Origin of the sequence: Dietzia sp. UCD-THP, from assembly GCF_000349585.1 — a bacterium.
Taxonomy (GTDB): Bacteria; Actinomycetota; Actinomycetes; order Mycobacteriales; family Mycobacteriaceae; genus Dietzia; species Dietzia natronolimnaea_A.
Genome location: NZ_KB714659.1, coordinates 1 through 17369, shown reverse-complemented (window position 1 = coordinate 17369; position 17369 = coordinate 1). Strand labels below are relative to the sequence as shown.

General features: G+C 70.4%; 19 protein-coding genes. 12 read left to right on the top strand and 7 right to left on the bottom strand.

The window, feature by feature from the left end; translation table 11 throughout:
• The first annotated feature begins 115 nt into the window (after positions 1-115).
• Positions 116-1078 (top strand): S9 family peptidase, encoded by a 963-nt coding sequence (locus H483_RS36255; RefSeq protein WP_017838297.1) that lies wholly within the window; start codon positions 116-118, stop codon positions 1076-1078.
• Here H483_RS36255 and H483_RS36250 read toward each other — a convergent pair.
• On the bottom strand, positions 1075-1734 hold the full coding sequence (locus H483_RS36250; protein ID WP_031265238.1) for a TetR/AcrR family transcriptional regulator: 660 nt from the start codon (positions 1732-1734) through the stop codon (positions 1075-1077). The genes H483_RS36255 and H483_RS36250 overlap by 4 nt on opposite strands.
• 79 nt (positions 1735-1813) lie before the next feature.
• Between H483_RS36250 and H483_RS36245 the strand changes: the two genes are divergently transcribed.
• From H483_RS36245 to H483_RS36220, 6 genes are all read left to right on the top strand, one after another.
• The gene (locus tag H483_RS36245) at positions 1814-2443 is read left to right on the top strand and encodes a GNAT family N-acetyltransferase (protein ID WP_017838295.1); all 630 of its coding nucleotides are present in this window, start codon (positions 1814-1816) and stop codon (positions 2441-2443) included.
• The gene (locus H483_RS36240; protein ID WP_017838294.1) at positions 2440-3000 is read left to right on the top strand and encodes a GNAT family N-acetyltransferase; all 561 of its coding nucleotides are present in this window, start codon (positions 2440-2442) and stop codon (positions 2998-3000) included. The genes H483_RS36245 and H483_RS36240 overlap by 4 nt, the downstream gene beginning before the upstream one ends.
• Positions 3001-3055: 55 nt before the next feature.
• On the top strand, positions 3056-3337 hold the full coding sequence (locus tag H483_RS36235) for a hypothetical protein (protein ID WP_017838293.1): 282 nt from the start codon (positions 3056-3058) through the stop codon (positions 3335-3337).
• 167 nt (positions 3338-3504) lie between these two features.
• Positions 3505-3729, top strand: coding sequence for a hypothetical protein (locus H483_RS36230; protein ID WP_017838292.1), 225 nt, complete (start codon positions 3505-3507; stop codon positions 3727-3729).
• A 134-nt stretch (positions 3730-3863) separates the two neighbouring features.
• A complete protein-coding gene (locus H483_RS36225) occupies positions 3864-4850 on the top strand; it encodes a PepSY domain-containing protein (RefSeq protein WP_017838291.1) in 987 nt (328 codons plus the stop codon).
• 233 nt (positions 4851-5083) lie between these two features.
• The gene (locus H483_RS36220) at positions 5084-5665 is read left to right on the top strand and encodes an HdeD family acid-resistance protein (RefSeq protein WP_017838290.1); all 582 of its coding nucleotides are present in this window, start codon (positions 5084-5086) and stop codon (positions 5663-5665) included.
• Between the two features lie 94 nt (positions 5666-5759).
• On the opposite strand, the gene H483_RS36215 is transcribed toward H483_RS36220, so the two are convergent.
• A complete protein-coding gene (locus H483_RS36215) occupies positions 5760-7136 on the bottom strand; it encodes an MFS transporter (protein ID WP_042330247.1) in 1377 nt (458 codons plus the stop codon).
• A gap of 198 nt (positions 7137-7334) precedes the next feature.
• Here H483_RS36215 and H483_RS36210 point away from each other — a divergent pair, with 198 nt between their 5' ends.
• On the top strand, positions 7335-9638 hold the full coding sequence (locus tag H483_RS36210; protein ID WP_017838288.1) for a glycoside hydrolase family 3 C-terminal domain-containing protein: 2304 nt from the start codon (positions 7335-7337) through the stop codon (positions 9636-9638).
• 52 nt (positions 9639-9690) lie between these two features.
• Here H483_RS36210 and H483_RS36205 read toward each other — a convergent pair whose 3' ends face one another.
• The 3 genes from H483_RS36205 to erm all read right to left on the bottom strand — a co-directional run bounded on the left by H483_RS36205 (position 9691) and on the right by erm (position 11840).
• Positions 9691-10284, bottom strand: coding sequence for a dihydrofolate reductase family protein (locus H483_RS36205; RefSeq protein WP_017838287.1), 594 nt, complete (start codon positions 10282-10284; stop codon positions 9691-9693).
• Positions 10285-10286: 2 nt separating this feature from the next.
• Positions 10287-10877, bottom strand: a complete 591-nt coding sequence (locus H483_RS36200) for an N-acetyltransferase (protein WP_017838286.1) — start codon at positions 10875-10877, stop codon at positions 10287-10289.
• 162 nt (positions 10878-11039) lie between these two features.
• Positions 11040-11840: a 23S ribosomal RNA methyltransferase Erm gene (erm, locus tag H483_RS36195; protein ID WP_017838285.1), complete on the bottom strand. Its 801-nt coding sequence runs from the start codon at positions 11838-11840 to the stop codon at positions 11040-11042.
• Between the two features lie 211 nt (positions 11841-12051).
• On the opposite strand from erm, the gene H483_RS36190 reads away from it, so the two are divergent.
• Together H483_RS36190 and H483_RS36185 are read left to right on the top strand one after the other, a co-directional pair.
• Positions 12052-13590 (top strand): MFS transporter, encoded by a 1539-nt coding sequence (locus H483_RS36190; protein ID WP_017838284.1) that lies wholly within the window; start codon positions 12052-12054, stop codon positions 13588-13590.
• A 55-nt stretch (positions 13591-13645) separates the two neighbouring features.
• On the top strand, positions 13646-14170 hold the full coding sequence (locus tag H483_RS36185) for a TetR/AcrR family transcriptional regulator (protein WP_017838283.1): 525 nt from the start codon (positions 13646-13648) through the stop codon (positions 14168-14170).
• A gap of 42 nt (positions 14171-14212) precedes the next feature.
• On the opposite strand, the gene H483_RS36180 is transcribed toward H483_RS36185, so the two are convergent.
• Positions 14213-14590, bottom strand: a complete 378-nt coding sequence (locus tag H483_RS36180) for a helix-turn-helix domain-containing protein (protein ID WP_017838282.1) — start codon at positions 14588-14590, stop codon at positions 14213-14215.
• 151 nt (positions 14591-14741) lie between these two features.
• Here H483_RS36180 and H483_RS36175 point away from each other — a divergent pair, with 151 nt between their 5' ends.
• Complete coding sequence (locus tag H483_RS36175) at positions 14742-15596, top strand: NmrA family NAD(P)-binding protein (protein ID WP_017838281.1); 855 nt, start codon at positions 14742-14744, stop codon at positions 15594-15596.
• Between the two features lie 38 nt (positions 15597-15634).
• Here H483_RS36175 and H483_RS36170 read toward each other — a convergent pair whose 3' ends face one another.
• Positions 15635-16105: a Dyp-type peroxidase domain-containing protein gene (locus H483_RS36170; RefSeq protein WP_081615247.1), complete on the bottom strand. Its 471-nt coding sequence runs from the start codon at positions 16103-16105 to the stop codon at positions 15635-15637.
• Between the two features lie 45 nt (positions 16106-16150).
• On the opposite strand from H483_RS36170, the gene H483_RS36160 reads away from it, so the two are divergent.
• Positions 16151-17316, top strand: a protein-coding gene (locus H483_RS36160; protein ID WP_193746908.1) for an IS3 family transposase whose coding sequence is annotated in 2 segments (ribosomal slippage) — positions 16151-16435 and positions 16438-17316 — 1164 coding nt in all. Because the reading frame shifts where the segments join, the coding sequence is not laid out codon by codon here.
• Positions 17317-17369 lie beyond the last annotated feature (53 nt).

Below are 17369 nucleotides of genomic sequence, written 5' to 3'. Positions count from 1 at the left end.
GTTCCGGTGCGACGACAGCCGTGGGGACAGCGCGGAACCGCCCGGGCGGAACGGAAATCGGTCACCTCGCCCCGGTGGGTGCGTCACGACCTCTAGGCTTGGCCGTGTGAAGCGGATGACCCGGACCCGGTCCACAACAGGCGTCGCGACCCTGCTGGTCGCGGCACTGATAGCCGGCGGGTGCGCGTCCGGCGACGGCGCCTCCGGGCCGGGGGATACGGCCGATCAGGAGACCGTCGCCGAGCGCGACGACCACCACTACGAGCGGGTCAGCTACCCCACCCGAGGGGAATCGGATCCGGCCCAGAACTGGGGAGACCTCTATCTCCCGGCCGGACGACACGCCGAGGATTCGGTGCCGCTGGTCGTCCTCATCCACGGCGGGTCGTGGGCGTCCCAGCTCGGCGCCGAGGTCATGACCCCCTTCGCCGAGGATCTGGTCGACCGCGGGATGGCCGTGTACAACGTCGAGTACCGGCGAGTCGGCTCCGGCGGCGGGTGGCCGACGACGTTCAGCGACGTCGCCGACGCCCTGGACCACGTGATCCGCCTCGACGAGCAGTACCCCGAGCTCACCACGGACGACGAACTCGTCGTGGGCCACAGCGCGGGTGCCCAGCTGGCCATGTGGTCCGGCACCCGGCACTCACTGGACGACGACGAGGTGGGCAGCGACCCGGCGTTCCGCCCGACCCGTGTCGTCTCCCTGGCCGGGCCGCTGGACATGGTCTACGCCGCCACCCACGGCGACGACCGCATCGTCTCAGCCCTCGGCGGCAGCCCGTCCGAGGTCCCGGACCGCTACACCTCGGTCGACCCGATCCAGAACATCGACCCGCGAATTCCCGTGGTCGCCGTGCACGGCACCGCCGACACGATGGTCTCCCCGGAGAACTCCATCCGGTACATCGACGCCGTGAAGCAGCGCAGTGGGATCGGGGCCCTCGTCCTGGCGGACGGGGAGGACCACGTGTCGCTCGTCAGTGGGGATTCCGCGCACTACCAGCGCATCCTCGACATCATCTCCGAGACATCGGACAAGACCGTCGACGAACTCGAGCAGCAGCACACGGGTTAGTCGCCTCGAGCCCCGCCGGCCAGACGCTCGATCCCGTCGTGCATCAGATCGACGGCGGTGCCGAAGACGACCCCGGGGTCGATCCCTCGGTAGTCCGCCAGGAGCGCGGTGGTGAGCGGGAAGTCCTCGGCGGGAAGCGCCTCGATCTCCGCCGCGGTGGCGGCGTCCACGGGAGCCATCATCCCCAGCGCCTCGGCAGTGGCCAGCCCGAGCACCGTCGCGAACCAGCCCACCGTCACGGTCACCACCTGCGGTCGGGGGATACCGGCAGCCGTCATCGCCGCGTGCACGACCTCCGTGGTGGCGTAGTCGGCCGACCCGGTGTGGGTGAATCGCTGGAGCAGCGGGAACGTCCGGGGATACGACCCGGCCAGGGTGCGGTACTGCTCGGCCAGGTGGCGCAGGGTCGACCGCCAGGGCTCCCCTGGCGCGGCGGGCCGCACCCGCGCGTCCAGCCATGACGCCATGGCCCTCGTCAGACCCTGCTTGGACCCGAAGTGATAGGTCACCGACATCGCGTCGCACCCCGCCGCCCGAGCCACCCCGCGCAGGCTGAACGACTCCTGTCCGCCCTCCTCGAGCAGGCCGACGGCCGCGCCGACGATCAGCTCGGGGGACAGTCCCCTCGGCCCACGTCCGGAGTGTCGCTCGACCATCAGATCCCCCACTTTCGGGCCAACTGGTACGGACCCTATTTCTACATCGTAGAATACTGGCGATCAGAGGGAGGACATCATGGTGGAGATCAGGATCGCGGAGAGCGCCGACGCACCGGCCATCGGGGAGATGCTCGGTGAGGCGTTCGGCGACGATCCCGCGTGGGCGCAGTTCTTCCCGGACGAGACCTCCCGGCCCGAACGCCTGACAGCGCACTATCGCCGCCACGTCAGTCGGCACCCGGACCGGGTCGACGTGGCCATGGAGGGAGACCAGGTGCTGGGCGCGTTGCTCTGGGAGCCGCCCCACCACGGCGCGGGCCGGTTGTCCAGGTGGGCCGGCGGGGTCGCCGCGAGACTGCGCTCACTGGTCTCACCCACCGCGCGCCGTGGCAGGGCCCACACCCGTGCGGTCGAGGCCCACAGGCCGCCGGAACCGCACTGGTACTTCCACGACATCGCCGCCGGACCCCGGGCCCGCGGGAAGGGGATCGGATCGGCGCTCCTACGCCACCGCCTGGCGCTCATCGATCAGGGCGGACCGGAACCGGTGTTCCTCGAGGCCACCACCCCGGGCAGCCGCCGGCTGTACGAACGATTCGGCTTCCGCCCCGTGGGCACCGTCCCCACGGGGTCCGGGCAGGAATCCACGGCGATGATCCGCCCGGTGGGAGCCAGCGATGATCAGCCCGGCGGGAGCCAGCGATGAGTGACCCCCGCCTGGCCCGCCCGGACGATCTCGCCCCGGCCGCGGACACCCTGGCCCGGGCGTTCGAGCACTACCCCTGGACCCGCCACGTCATCCCCGAGGAGGGGTACGGCGAGCGCCTGCTCACGTTGCAGCAGCTCTATCTCGCCCACGCCCACCGCCACGGGATCGTCGCCGTCACCGGGGACCTCGACGGGGTGATCGCGCTCCTGCCCCCGGACGCACCGGACCCCGACGAGGCGGCGGTCGAACAGATCGTGGCCCTGCACGGCGACCGGATCGGACGCCTGGCCGACGGCTCGCCGCCGCACGACGGCTGGACGCTCGAGACCCTCGGGGTGCGCCCCACCGCCCAGGGCAGGCGGCTCGGCAGCGCCCTGCTCGCGTTCGGTCTCCACGAGGCGGCACGACGAGGCGCCCACACCGTCCGCCTGGAGACCTCGGACGAGCGCAACGTCAGACTGTACGAACGGCACGGTTTCTCGGTCACGGGACGTCGCGACCACTCGGGCGGCCCCCCCGTCTGGGACATGGAGGTCCACCCCCGCGCCCACTGACCGTCCACCCCACCGGCGCCTGAGGCGCCCACGGGGTGGGAGTAGCTTCTACACCGTGACCAGGTACCGCGACCCGATCGCGCAGTGGCGCGCGGCTGTGGTGGTGCTGGCATCCGCGCTCACCGCCACGGTCGCGCACACGGCCGGGGGAGGCGGCGTGCCCGGCCCGGGCGGATGGGCCGTGGTGCTCCTGTGCCTCCTCCCCGTCGCCGCGCTCGCCCGGGGCCGGGTCGGACGAGGCGCACCCGGACTGGCGGCGGCCGGCCTCCTCGGACAGGGCGTGGGGCACCTCGCCCTGTCGCTCGTCACGCTCCGCCCACCACCGGACACGCCGTAGGTACGGGCCACCACTCGTCCGCATCCGCACACGTCGCGGCGACCCCTCCCTCGCACGGGTCGGGGCACGAGCTCCTCCACGGCCACGGCGCCCCTCTCCTGCCTCCCACAGCGGGCTGGGCTGGCACCGTCGACTCGCTGGCCCATCCGGCCCACCTGGACCCGCTCATGCTGGCCGCCCACATCGTCGGCGCGGCGCTGACTGCGGTCCTGGTGGCGGCCGCCGCCGAGGGAGTGCGCAGGGTGGCGGCCCGGCTCATCCTTCTGGCCCGTGATCTCCTCGCCCCCGCGACCCCGTGCGCGGGCACCCCCGCCTCCGCCAGGCAGAACGCCTCGGCTCCGGTCGGGCGTCTGACCGCGCGCTCGCTACGCGGGCCACCGCTTCCGGCCTGATCCACCACACCCCTCCCCCCGGGGTCGACCCTCGGGGCCCAGGGGTGTGCGTCCTTCTCTCATCTCGAACGGCCCCCGCCGACGCGCACGAGCGCACCGGCGGCACCGGGCCGTGGATCAGGAGTGCCCTGCCCATGACCACCACGACCGAACATCCCCGCGACCCCTACTCACCCACCGCCGACGTGCCCACCGCCGGAGCGCGCGACCCGGGCGTCGGTGGCCCGCTGAGGCAACTCATGCTCCGCCTGCACTTCTACGTCGGCCTGCTGGTCGGCCCGTTCCTGCTCATCGCGGCGGTGTCGGGCTTCTTCTACGCACTGGCGCCGACCATCGAGCGAGCGGTCTACGCCGATCAGCTGACCGCCACCTCCTCGGCGCAGAACGTCCCGCTGGCCGATCAGATCACCACCGCACGCGCGTTCCATCCCGATCTCGCGGTGGCGAGAATCGTGGCCGGGAGCGACGGGTCGACGACCAGGGTCCTGTTCTCGGACGACTCGCTGCCGTCGGAATCGCACTCCCGAGTGGTCTTTGTCGACCCCTCCGACGGCGCGATCCGCGGGGACACCGTCCAGTACGGGTCCGGGCAGGCGCTGCCCCTGCGCACCTGGCTGTCCGGCCTGCACCGCAGTCTGCACCTCGGCGAGGTGGGCCGCCTCTACTCCGAGCTGGCCGCAAGCTGGCTCGCCCCACTCGCCCTGGCGGGGCTGTACCTGTGGTGGGGCCGGACCCGCCGCGCCGGTACCTCTCCGTTCAGGTCGGCACCCGGCCTGGAGGGTCGGGCGCGCCTGCGTTCCCGCCACGCCGTCCTGGGGACATGGGCTCTGGTGGGCATGCTGGTGCTGTCCGCGACCGGCCTGACCTGGTCGGCCTACGCCGGTCAACGCGTCGCCGACCTCCGCGCCGCGCTGGACTGGACCACTCCGACGCTCTCAGCCACGTCACCTGAGTCCTCCAGCGCCGGAACTCCTCTCGCCGAGCCCGCGAACGGACACCACGATCACGGCTCGCACGCGGGCTCCCGTGGCGTTGGCTCCGAGGGCGCCGCCGCCTGGACCCCGGACGGAGCCCAGGTCGCCCTTGCGGGCGCCCGTTCCGCCGGCCTGACGGACCCGTGACAGTCCACCGTGACATCTCAGGATTCTGCCCCAGTTCCTTTCGCCTGAACGCCGGATGAACAACGCCGGAGGACCCGGCGGCGGGTCGCCCGACGGGCCGGCGATGGCGTGCTGAGTAGATGCACGGGGGCTGCCCTTTTTGAACCTGCCGCAAGTAGACCGGAACAGGACTAGATTAATTTCCGTTGATCGTAACCGCGATCGACCCACTCCTCCCAAGCGAGGTACCCAGAATGTCCACGTCCACCGCCTCCCAGCCCACAGCCGGCCAGACCACCGCCTCCCAGGTCGCCAAGAGCGTCCGTCTCGCGCTGCTGACCGGCGGCCTCCTCGCCATCGGTTTCGGCATCGCCGTCCTGGTCTGGCCGGCGAAGACCGCCGTCGCCATCACCGGTGTGCTCGCCTTCTACGCCATCGTCGGGGGAATCGTGTACGCCTCGGTCGGCCTGCTCGCCAAGGACCACACGACGGGCAGCCGGGTCGGTCACGTCCTGCTCGGCCTGCTGTGGGTCATCGCCGGCGTCTTCGCGTTTGTCTCGCTGCAGGAGTCCGCGGCCTTCCTCGCCGTCTTCATCACCGTGATGATCGGCGTCATGTGGATCGTCGAGGGCTTCACCGCCCTGTTCACCCTCGGCGAGTCCGGAGCGAAGGGCGTGACGATCTTCTTCGCGATCATCTCGGTCCTCGCGGGCGTCTCCCTGTTGAGCACCCCACTGTGGGGCGCCGGCTTCCTGTGGTGGCTGCTCGGCATCTCGCTCGTCGTGCTCGGGGCGCTCAACGTCTTCCGCGCGCTGTCCCATGGGGGATCTCGCTGAGCCCACGCATCAGCGCGTTGACGGGGGCCGCGGACGAAATGGGGTCCGCGGGCCTCGTCGTCGTCGCTCTCACCCGGTCGTCACCGGCGACGTCTCACGAGTACAGGGACTTCTTGCTGGTCTCCGGCGCCAGGACGAGCGCGATGATGGTCAGCACGGACAGGCCCACCAGGTAATACCCGACGTAGGCCACCGAGAAGTTCTGCACCAGCCACACCGCGACGAACGGGGTCAGCGCGGCGCCGAGGATGGCCGAGAAGTTGTACGCGACCCCCGAGCCGGTGTAGCGGGTGTTGGTGGGGAACAGCTCCGGGAGCACGGCCGACATCGGCCCGAAGGTCAGGCCCATGAGCATCATCCCCACGCAGAGGAAGAGCAGCATCCGGGTCACGTCGAGGTCGTCGCCGGTACCGATCGCCTCCGGGTCGAGCCACCAGCCGAAGCTGAGCCCGAAGGCGACGATGGCGAGGGTCACGCCGATGAGCATGCGCCGCCGCCCGAGGGCATCGGCGAGAAGACCGGCCACCGGCACAAAGACCGCGAACAGGATGATCGCGAGCACCTGCAGGGTGAGGAACGACCGGTACCCGTACCCCAACCCGCCGGTGCCCTCGCCGCCGATCGCGAAGGACAGGATCCACGTGGTCATCAGGTAGAACAGGCCGTAGGTGGCCAGCATGATGAACGTGCCGAGGATGATCTCCCGCCAGTTCTTGCTGAACACCTCCGACACCGGTGTCTTGACCCGCTGGTCGTCCGCGATGGCCCGGGCGAAGACCGGCGTCTCTTCGATCCGCAGACGGACATAGAGTCCGACGGCCACCATGACGATCGACAGCAGGAACGGCAGGCGCCAGCCCCAGACCAGGAACGGATCCGACAGGTCGCTCGCCGTGGAGTCATACGCGAACCAGGTGGTCAGAAGCAGGAAGAGCCCGTTGGCCAGGATGAAGCCGAACGGCGCACCCAACTGCGGCCACATCGCGGCGAAGGCCCGCTTGCCCGGCTGCGCGGTCTCGGAGGCCAGCAGCGCCGCGCCCGACCACTCGCCGCCCAGCCCGATTCCCTGGAAGAAGCGGAGGATGGTGAGCATCGCGGGTGCCCACAGTCCGATCTGGTGGATGGTCGGCAGAAGTCCGATGAGGAACGTGGCGATTCCCATGGTGAGCAACGCGCCCACCAGGGTGACCTTGCGCCCCAGCCGGTCCCCGTAGTGGCCGAAGATCACCGAGCCCAGCGGGCGGGCGACGAACGCGGTCCCGAAGGTCGCCATGGAGGCGAGCAGAGCGGCGCCCGAGTCGCCGCCGTGGAAGAACAGCAGCGGGAAGACCGAGACCGCGGCGGTGGCGAAGATGTAGAAGTCGTAGAACTCGATGGTCGTGCCGATGAGCGAGGCGAAGATGATCCGGCGCCGGGGGACCGTCCCGGTCGGATCTGGCGGGTCGGACGGGTCGGACGGTGCCGACGACAAGCCGGTCGCGTCGGTCCGGCCGGCCGTATCCGCCGCCGTATCGGCGGGGCCGCTGCTGTTCTCGGGGTGGGGTGAGGCGATCACCGGGGCATCGTACAGAAACCGGGCCCGGCGTCACCCCCACCGCGGTGGGCGTACGACGATGACGGGTGCACACGCGTGCTACAAGTGAACAACACGTCAGGACGGGTCCACCACATGACATCAGACTCCGGGTCGGCACCGGTCGACCTCGACCCCACCCTGGATCTCGAGCAGCTGGCCTCACTCGGGAGCGGTGCCTCGTTCTGGCGCACCGAGGAGCTGCCCGGGGTGCCCGCGCTCGTCCTCACCGACGGGCCACACGGGGTGCGGTTCCAGTCCGGCGCGACGGACCATCTCGGGCTGGCCGCGAGCGACCCTGCCACCTGCTTCCCCCCGGCGTCGGGGCTGGCGCAGAGCTGGGACCCCGACCTGGCCCGCCGGATCGGGGCCGCACTCGCCGTCGAGGCGCTGGCCGCCGGGGTGGGCGTCCTGCTGGGCCCGGGGATCAACATCAAGCGTGACCCCCGGGCCGGCCGCAACTTCGAGTACTTCAGCGAGGACCCCCATCTCACCGGGGTCATGGCGACGCAACTTGTCCGCGGCCTGCAAGCCGGAGGCGTCGGGGCATCGGTCAAGCACTTCGCGGCGAACAACTCCGAGCACGATCGCATGCGGGCGAGCTCCGACGTCGACCCCCGGCCGCTGCGGGAGATCTACCTGCGGGCCTTCGAGCGCGTGGTCCGGGACGCCCGACCATGGACCGTGATGACGGCGTACAACAAGATCAACGGTGTCTACGCCTCGGAGAACCGGTGGCTGCTCACCGACCTCCTGCGCGACGAATGGGGATTCGACGGGGCCGTCATCAGCGACTGGGGGGCCGTGGTGGACCGCGTGGCCTCCATGCGCGCCGGTCTGGACCTGCAGATGCCCGGGCCCCCCGACCTCGACGACGCCGACGTGGTCCGAGCCGCCCGGCGGGGCGACCTCGACCGGGCGCATGTCCGGCGGGCCGCGACCGCGGTGGCGCGCCTGGCGGAGCGGGTCCGTGACGGACGGCGTGCCTCGCAGGGTCGCGGCGGGCAGCCGGCGGAGGTGGACACCGACGCTCACCACGAACTCGCGCGGGAGGCGGCGGAGGCCTCGATCGTGCTGCTGATCAACGGCGGTGACCTGCTCCCGCTCTCCCCGGGGAGCCGCGTCGCGGTGATCGGCGCGTTCGCCCGCGACCCGCGCGTCCAGGGCGGTGGCAGCTCCCACGTCTCCCCCACCCGGATCGATGTACCGCTGACGGAGATCCGCCGGATCGGCGGGGACGACGGTGTCACCTACGCCGCGGGGTTCGGGACGGATGACGACGACGCCGGCCGCCTCCTCGCCGAGGCCGTCGCAGTGGCGTCCGAGGCGGAGGTGGCGGTCCTCATGCTGGGGCTCACCGACGAGCAGGAGTCGGAGGGAGTGGACCGCCAGCACATCGAGTTGCCCGGTAACCGGGTCAGACTTCTGGACGCGGTCGCGGCGGTGCAGGAGCGGATCGTGGTGATCCTGTCGGCCGGATCCGTGGTGGACCTGACCCCCGTGGTTCCCCGCGCGTCGGCGATCCTGACCGGGGCCCTGCTGGGCCAGGGCGGGGGCAGGGCGCTCGCGAGAGTGCTCTACGGCCAGGCCACCCCGTCCGGGCGCCTGGCCGAGACGATCCCGCTCCGCATCGAGGACGCTCCCAGCTGGGACAACTTCCCGGCCGAGGACTCGCACGTGCGGTACGGCGAAGGGATCTTCGTCGGCTACCGCGGGTACGACCACAGGCGACGAGAGGTGCGGTTCCCCTTCGGCCACGGACTGTCCTATACGCGATTCGACTACCGGTCCCTGACGGTCGTCGCCCGGGACGGGGGACAGCGAGTCAAGGAGTGGACGGCACGGGTGAAGGTCCACAACACCGGGCGGGTCCGGGGCCGCGAGATCGTCCAGATCTACTCCTCGCTCCCGGCGTCGGTGCGCAGGCGGGCGCCGCGGGAGCTCGTGGGGTTCGGGCACAACGATCTCGATCCCGGGCAGATCGGGGTCCTGGAGGTTGTGGTCGAACGACGGGACCTGGCGTACTGGGACGAGCCGGCCGGGAGGTGGCTGGTAGAGGGCGGCGAGTACGTCTTCGCGGCCGCCGCGTCCAGCAGGGCCATCCGCATCGAGGCCACCGTGGTGGTCGATGGCGATCCACGCCCGGTCCGGATCGACCTCGAGTCCACCATCTCCGAGGCGATGGCGGACCCCGACGCACGGCTGGTCCTCGATGAGGTGTTCCGCCCGTTCGCCGCGAACGCCGGCGGGGCGAGCGGCGGTGCGAGCACGCCAGTGGGGGCCTCAATCGAGAACCTGGTGGGGTCCATCCCCGTGGGTCGGATGTTGTCCGGTTTCCTGGGCCTGGACCGGGAGGCCGTCGCGCGCGTCGCCGAGCAACTCAGCCGCATCCCGCGCTGACGTCGGCCAGCAGGCTTGTCGCGGCGAAGGGGGACGGGGAGCCCCCTGCGGTCTACGACCCCGCTCCCCTCTGGCGGTCATCGTCTCGACGTCTGTAATGCACGAACACGGTCCCGCTGCCGAAGACGCGGTGCTCGACGAGCTCCAGGTCGAGTTCGGCGCCGGGCGGCAGCGCGCGCAGACCCCCACCCACGACCCTGGGGACGACGAAGAACCGGAAGTCGTCGACCATCCCGGCGCTGATCGCCTCGCTCGCGGTCGTGGGCCCGAAGATCTCGACCTCACCCGCCGCACCGTCGACGATCTCCCGGAGTCGGGCGAGGTCGAGACGCGGCAGCAGGACGTCCCGAGCGGAGAGCAGGTCCGCCTCGGTCATCGTCTGCGACACGGCGATGTGTGTGAGGTCCTGCCACCGGCGGGCGAACTCGTGCTCGTCCGGGCCCCAGGAACCATCCTCGGGTGGAGCCTCCCAGTAGGTCATCAAACGGTAGGTGTTCCGTCCCAGGACCTCGTGCGATACCGATCCCATCCGTTCCACGTGAAACCGGAACACGTCCCCGCCCGGCGCGGTCCAGTCGAAGTCTCCGTTCGCGTCGGCGGCGTATCCGTCGAGCGAGATCGTTGCCGTGTAGCCCAGAGATCCCATGGTCACTCTCCGCTCGGGCGTGGGATGAGTTGTCGCCTCATGACAATCCGGGGATAGCCCCCCGCCACCGACGTCGTATCGGCGACCTTGACGAATCCCGCCTCCTCGAAGAGTGCGCGGAAGCCGACGAACGCCATGGTCAGGTTGACCTTCTCCGCACCGTTGTCCACGGGCACCGCCTCGACGGCGGGTGCGCCGTGGCCACGCGCGAACTCGACCGCACCCTCGACCAACTCCCGCGCGATCCCCCGGCCCCGGTACCCGGGGCGGACCCGGATGCAGAAGATCGACCACACCGGTTGGGTGTCGACGGTCGGCACCACCCGGGATCGCGCGATCGGCAGGTCGCGGCGCGGCGCGACTCCCGCCCACCCCACGGGTTCGGATCCGAGGTAGGCGAGCACACCCGGTGCGACCTCCTGTGAGCACAGGTCGCGCACGTACTCGCCGCGCGCGGGACCCACCAGGCAGGTGTTAGTCCCGGAGTCCAGACGGTGGCTCAGGCACCAACACACACTGGCGTCCGGCGACTTCTTCGGCCCCAGGAGAACCGCCACGTCGTCGAACCGGTCCGCCGGGCGCACCTCGATCATCGCCCCGGCCCCACTGCAGAAGGTGTCATAGGGTCCATCCTTGCCCCAGGTGCCTGGCGCTCCGGCGGGCTGGGATGCCGGTGCTCGGTCGTCGGATCTGAGACTAGTACCCGCCGGCAGAGCGCCGACAGGATTCGCTCGGCCGAGCGCGACGGGCGCGCATCAACTCCCGGAATGGGACGCGTCCGGACCCCGCCGCCCCAGCGCCGTGTACAGCGCCACCCATTGACTCGCGGTGAGGTCCCTGGGCAGGGCGCCGGGAGCCACGCCGGCCCGGGCGACGGCGCCGCGGACCGCCGGTCGTCGCGGCGCCGGCACCACCGAGGCCAGGATCGCGGTGAGGCCGCGACCACGGCCGGTGAAGACGGCGTGGACGAACCTCCGGTATGCGGCCCAATCGCGGTCCGGCAGGAGAGGTCGAGGCCTCCGGGTCAGCACGAGCACCGCCCCGTCGACGGTGGGTTCCGGCCGGAACGCCCGGCGGGGCACTCGGCGATGCAGGGTGAAGTCGATCCACGGCCACCACTGGGCGGTCATCATGGTCGCTCCCCCGACACCCGCGCGCCGGCGGGCGACCTCCCACTGGACCAGCAGGACGGCGGTCGTCGTCGTCGAGGAGTGGAGCACCTTACGCAGGATCGCGGTGGTGAGGTGGAACGGGAGATTGCCCACCACCAAATGCGGCGTGGTGGGTAGCGGCCACCGCACGATATCCGCGTGGACCAGATCCACGTCGGCGGTGAGCGAACGCCGCAGGTGCTCGACCTTTCGGGAGTCGACCTCCACGGCGGTCAGTGGACGCCCCAGTGCCTGCAACGGTGTGGTCAGTGCACCCCGGCCGGGCCCGATCTCGATGATCGGCCCCGAAGTGGCGCGGACGATGTCGATGATGGCGTCGACGACGGTGGTGTCGGTGAGGAAGTTCTGGCCGTACTCATGACGGCCGCCCCGATAGGTGGGCATGTGTGGACGCTCCGGAACGAGAAGATGTCCGGGCATGCGAAAGCGCCGCCCGGCTGGACCGCGGAGCGGCGGAAGCGTCCTAAAGGAGGGAATCCGCCGCTAGAAGCGACGGTCCCGAATCAATGTGGTGAAGCACGTCATGACGGCCAGTGTAGCCGACCGCCCGCGATCGCCGGTCGTAACTATACCAAACGTACGGTACAGTTACGGCATGCACTCCGCTCCCGTCTCGACGACTCCGGACACCGCTCTGCCCCCCTGGCAACGCTGGACCGTACTCGGCATCGTCTCTTCTGCCCTGCTGCTGATCGCCCTGGACAACACGATCCTCTACACGGCACTGCCGACGCTGACCCGGGAGCTGGGAGCGGGTAGCTCTCAACAGCTGTGGGTGATCAACGCATACCCCCTGCTGATGGCCGGGCTCCTGCTGGGCTCGGGCGCCCTGGGAGACCGCGTGGGACACAAGCGGATCTTCCAGGTGGGCCTGCTCGTCTTCGGCGCGGCGTCACTCGTGGCCGCCTTCGCACCGACGGCGGGGGTCCTGATCCTCGCCCGCGCCCTACTGGGCGTGGGTGCGGCGGCCATGATGCCCGCGACACTCGCACTCATCCGCCTCAGCTTCGCGGACGAGCGGGAGCGCAACCTCGCCATCGGCGTCTGGGCCGCGATCGCGACCGTGGGCATGGCCCTCGGGCCCATCGTCTCCGGCGTTCTGCTGGAGCACTTCTGGTGGGGGTCGGTGTTCCTCCTCAACGTCCCCATCGTCCTGCTCGCCAGTGCACTGATGCTCGTGGTCGGGCCACCCAACCTCACCAACCCCGCCCGACGCTGGGACGCCCTCTCCTCGGCGCAGGCCCTGGTCGGCATGGCCGCGGCGGTCCTGGCCGTCAAGACCTGGGCGGAGGCGGACGCGAACCGGACCCTGGCGGCAGCGGCCACGGTGGTCGCCGTCGTCACCCTCACCGTCTTCGCCAGGCGGCAACGGCGACTGGCCACCCACACCGAGCCACTGGTGGACTTCACCATCTTCCGCAACCGAGGCTTCAGCGGCGGCGTGGTGGCCGCGGGGGTCAGTGTGTTCGCGATAGTCGGGCTGCAGCTGGTCATCACGCAGCGCTATCAACTCGTCGAGGGGTTCAGCCCCCTCCAGAGCGGCCTCGTGGTCAGCGTCCTGGCGGTGGCCTCGCTCCCCTTCGCGCTCTTCGGCGGCGCCGTGCTGCACCGGGTCGGCCTGCTGGTGCTCATCGGCGGGGGGATCACCGCATCGGCCGTGGGTTCGGTCATCACCGTCATCGCGGCCGCGCAGGACTCGCTGACGCTCCTGGTGCTCGGCATGATCGTCGTCGGCGCCGGACTCGGTGCCTCGATGTCGGTGGCGTCCACCGCCATCATGGGCAACGTGCCCCCGCGCCGGGCGGGCATGGCCGCCTCCCTGGAGGAGGTGTCCTACGAGTTCGGCGGGCTCGTCGGCGTGGCCACCATGGGCTCGCTGCTGACCCTGGTCTACGCGCGGGCGATCGAGCTGCCGGCGGGCGCGGAGGGCTGGGCGGGCCAGGCGCCCGCTGCGGCGCTGGCATCACAGGATGCACAGATCGTGGCGGCGGCCGCCGAGTCGTTCGACGCGGCGTTCCTGTCCGTGCTGACGGCGGTGGCGGCCGTGATGGTGATCGGCGCCGTGGTGTCCGCGGTGTTGCTGCGGCGCTACACCCCGGGCACGCCCTCGCAGCTCTACCCGAACAACCACTGAACAGCCCCACGGCATCCACCGGCCACCCACGCACCATGACCCGGGAGCAGGTCCCATGCGACAGTCGAAACGCGACACCATCCTCGACGCGGCCAAGCGCCTCATCCAGCGCGAGGGTGTGACCGCCCTGACATTCGAGTCCCTCGCGACGGAGTCCGGCCTCACCAAGGGCGGCCTGCTCTATCACTTCCCCTCGCGCGACGATCTCCTCCGCGGACTACACGCCCACGTGGCCGGGCGGTGGGAACAGTGCATGGAGTCCGAGGCCGGGGGACCGGCCGAAGAGGTCGACGACGACGCCCGGTTCGCCGCCTTCGTCCGCTCCTCGCAGTTCCCCGACCGGGCGGAACTACTACTGATGTTGGAGGCGGTGGAGAACCCCGCCACCAACGCGGTGTGGGAGGACGTCTACCGCCGGTGGGTCCCGGACACCCCCGCGGCCGTGGACGACGACGTGATGACCTTCATCGCCCGGCTCGCCGCGGACGGGCTGTGGCTGTACGAGTCGTTGGAATCGCAGAAGCTCGACCCGGCTGTGCGGGAACGCGTGGTCGAGGAGATCATCAGGCTCGCGGAGTGAGACCCGGCCGCTGAGCGAAGGGCACGCGCCGGGCCCCGATCGTCAGCGTTCATCAGCGGTGCCGAGCTCCCTGGTCGACACGAAGGTCATCAGGTCCAGCAGTCGCGCGGTGAGGGCGACGCCGTCGGGTGTCAGCGAGTACTCGACGTGCGGCGGCACGACCGGCCTGGCCTCCCGATGGACGTACCCGTCCGCCTCGAGTGCGCGGAGGGTCTGCGACAGCATCTTGTCCGTGATCCCGGAGGCACGGTGGCGCAGTTCGTTCCAGCGCAGCGGTTCGCCGTCGGATAGCGCCGCCAGCAGCAATGGCGCCCATCTACTGGTCACCCGGCTCAGCGCTGCCCGCGTCGGACAGTTCTCGGTGTAGACGCCTTCGCCGAAGACCGACGCCAGGCGGACCGGCCCCTCACTCACTTTCATGCCAGTACCTTACTTGAAAGTGGGTACCCGACATCGGAAACAGTATGGCGTCCCCGTCGGTTGTCAGTGGGTGTCAGTGGGTCTCATCTCATTGACGCCCGTCGGTCCCCGGACCGAGGAGCCCATACCCAGTACCCCCAGGAGAAGACCCATGACCTACCTCGTGACCGGCGCCGCCGGGAAGCTCGGAGCCCACGTCGTCGACGCGTTGCTCGACCGGGGGGTGGTTCCCGGAGACATCGTCGCCACCGCGCGCGACACCGACCGGCTGAGCGCCGTGGCAGCACGCGGGGTGGTGACCCGCCGTCTCGACTACGACGACGCGTCCTCGGTGGACGCCGCACTGGAGGGTGTCGACCGGGTGCTCCTGGTGTCGTCCAGCATGGTCGGCCAGCGGATCGCTCAGCACCGCACCGTGATCGAGTCCGCGGCCCGGCACGGAGTCGAGCTGCTGGCCTACACCAGCATCCTCCGGGCCGACTCCAGCTCGCTGAGCCTCGCGACGGAGCACCTGCAGACCGAGCACATCCTCGCCGAGGCGGGGGTGCCCCACGTCCTGCTGCGCAACGGCTGGTACCTCGAGAACTACACCGACCAGGCCCGCACGCAGGTGGCGCAGGGCGTGTTCGGCGCGGCCGGGTCGGGGCGGATCAGCGCCGCGGCCCGCGCCGACTACGCCGAGGCCGCCGCGGTCGCGCTGCTCGCCGACGACAGCGCGGGAACGGTCCACGAGCTCGCGGGCGATTCCGCCTTCACGATGGCGGACTACGCCGCGGTCCTGTCCGAGCAGGCCGGGAAGGACGTGTCCTACACCGATCTACCCCGCGAGGAGTACGCCGCCGTTCTGGTCTCCGCCGGCGTGCCGGCCCCGTTCGCCGAGACACTCGCCGACACCGATCGTGGCGTCGCGGCCGGGGAGCTCTACGACGACTCCCGCACCCTCAGCACCCTCATCGGCCGGCCCACCACGACACTTGTCGAGGCCGTTGAGGCCGCGCTGGCCTGACCTCTCGGTCGTCTTCGTCCCCGGGGCCGGGGGATGACCTACCCGGCGGCCGGCTCGAACAGTTGCTGGCCGAGGTAGGTCTGCCCGTCCCGTAGCCCCGGGGGGATCGCGAACACGGAGCTCGTGAGGTGCTGCAGGTATTCGGTGAGCAGGTCGAACTGCATGCGGGCGAGCAGTGGGGTGAAGTGCCGTCGCGGGTCGCGGACGAAGGCTATGAAGAACAGGCCGGCGTCCAGGCGACCCAGCTCGTCCGAGCCGTCGGTGTAGTTGTAGCCGCGCCGGAGCATGTGCACTCCCGCGTTCCGAGTGGGGTGCATCAGCGCCACGTGGCTGGCCTCGGGGATGGCGGGTGAGCCGCCCGCCGAGCGCGCGGCGAAGTCGGGGGCGCTGGACTCGTCGCCCCCGGACAGCGGCGCCCCGGAGATCTTGTCCCGGCCCACCGCGTTCTCCTGGTCACGCAGCCCTATCCGCCAGACTGAGGTGGGGGCTGATGCACGAGTAGGTGACATCTGATCTGGCTTGCCCTGCGGGGCGGGCCTGGAAGGATGCCAGCTGTGCCCAAGCCCTACCCCCAGGAGTTCCGCGACGACGTGGTCCGCGTCGCCCAGAACCGCGAAGACGGTGTGACGCTCGAACAGATCGCTGCCGACTTCGGGATCCACCCGATGACCCTGAACAAGTGGATCCGCAAGGCCGACGTGGAGGCCGGGATCAGGCCCGGCACCACGTCGGCCGAATCGCGTGAGCTACGCGAGGCCAAGCGGCGTGTGCGCCTGCTAGAGCAGGAGAATGAGGTCCTACGCCGGGCGGCGGCGTACCTATCGCAGGCGAATCTGCCGGGAAAAGGTGGTACCCGCTCGTGAGCGAGCTCGCCGCTGACGGGGTCCCCGTCACGGTGGCGTGTCGGGTACTCAAGATCGCTCGCCAGCCCTACTACCGGTGGCTCAAGAACCCGATCACCGACGCCGAACTGGCCGAGGCGTACCGGGCCAACGCCCTGTTCGACGCACACCGCGAAGACCCGGAGTTCGGCTACCGCTATCTCGCCGACGAGGCCGAAGCCGCAGGCGAGAGGATGTGCCGGCGGACGGCGTGGCGGATCTGCTCCGCCGGCGGCTGGACCAGCGCTATCAGCGAGAAAGGCCGGGGTCGGCACCGCAAGGCCGGCCCGCCCGTGCACGACGACCTCGTCGAGCGGGACTTCACCGCAGCCGGTCCGAACGAGCTGTGGCTGACCGACATCACCGAACACTGGACAGCCGAAGGGAAGCTGTACCTGTGCGCGATCAAGGACGTCTACTCCGGCCGGATCGTCGGGTATTCGATCGACTCGAGAATGAAGTCCCGCCTGGCTGTGGCCGCCCTGAACAGCGCCGTCGCCAGGCGAGGCGACGTGACCGGATGCGTCCTCCACAGCGATAGAGGATCGCAATTCCGCTCGAAGAAGATGCAGATGGCAATCACCCGTCACGGGCTGATCGGCTCGATGGGCCGGGTTGGTGCGTGTGGTGACAACGCGGCCATGGAGAGCTTCTTCTCGCTGCTGCAGAACAACGTCCTCGACCGCCGATCCTGGGCCACCAGAGACGAGCTCCGCTCGGCGATCGTGCACTGGATCGAACGCACCTACCACCGCCGCAGACGGCAAGACCGCCTCGGCAGATTGACCCCCATCGAATTCGAGACGATCATGACCGACGAGGCCCTTCAGGCCGCGTGACTAACCCTGTCACCTATCCGTGCATCAGCCCCGTGAGACACCCGGGCTGGCTG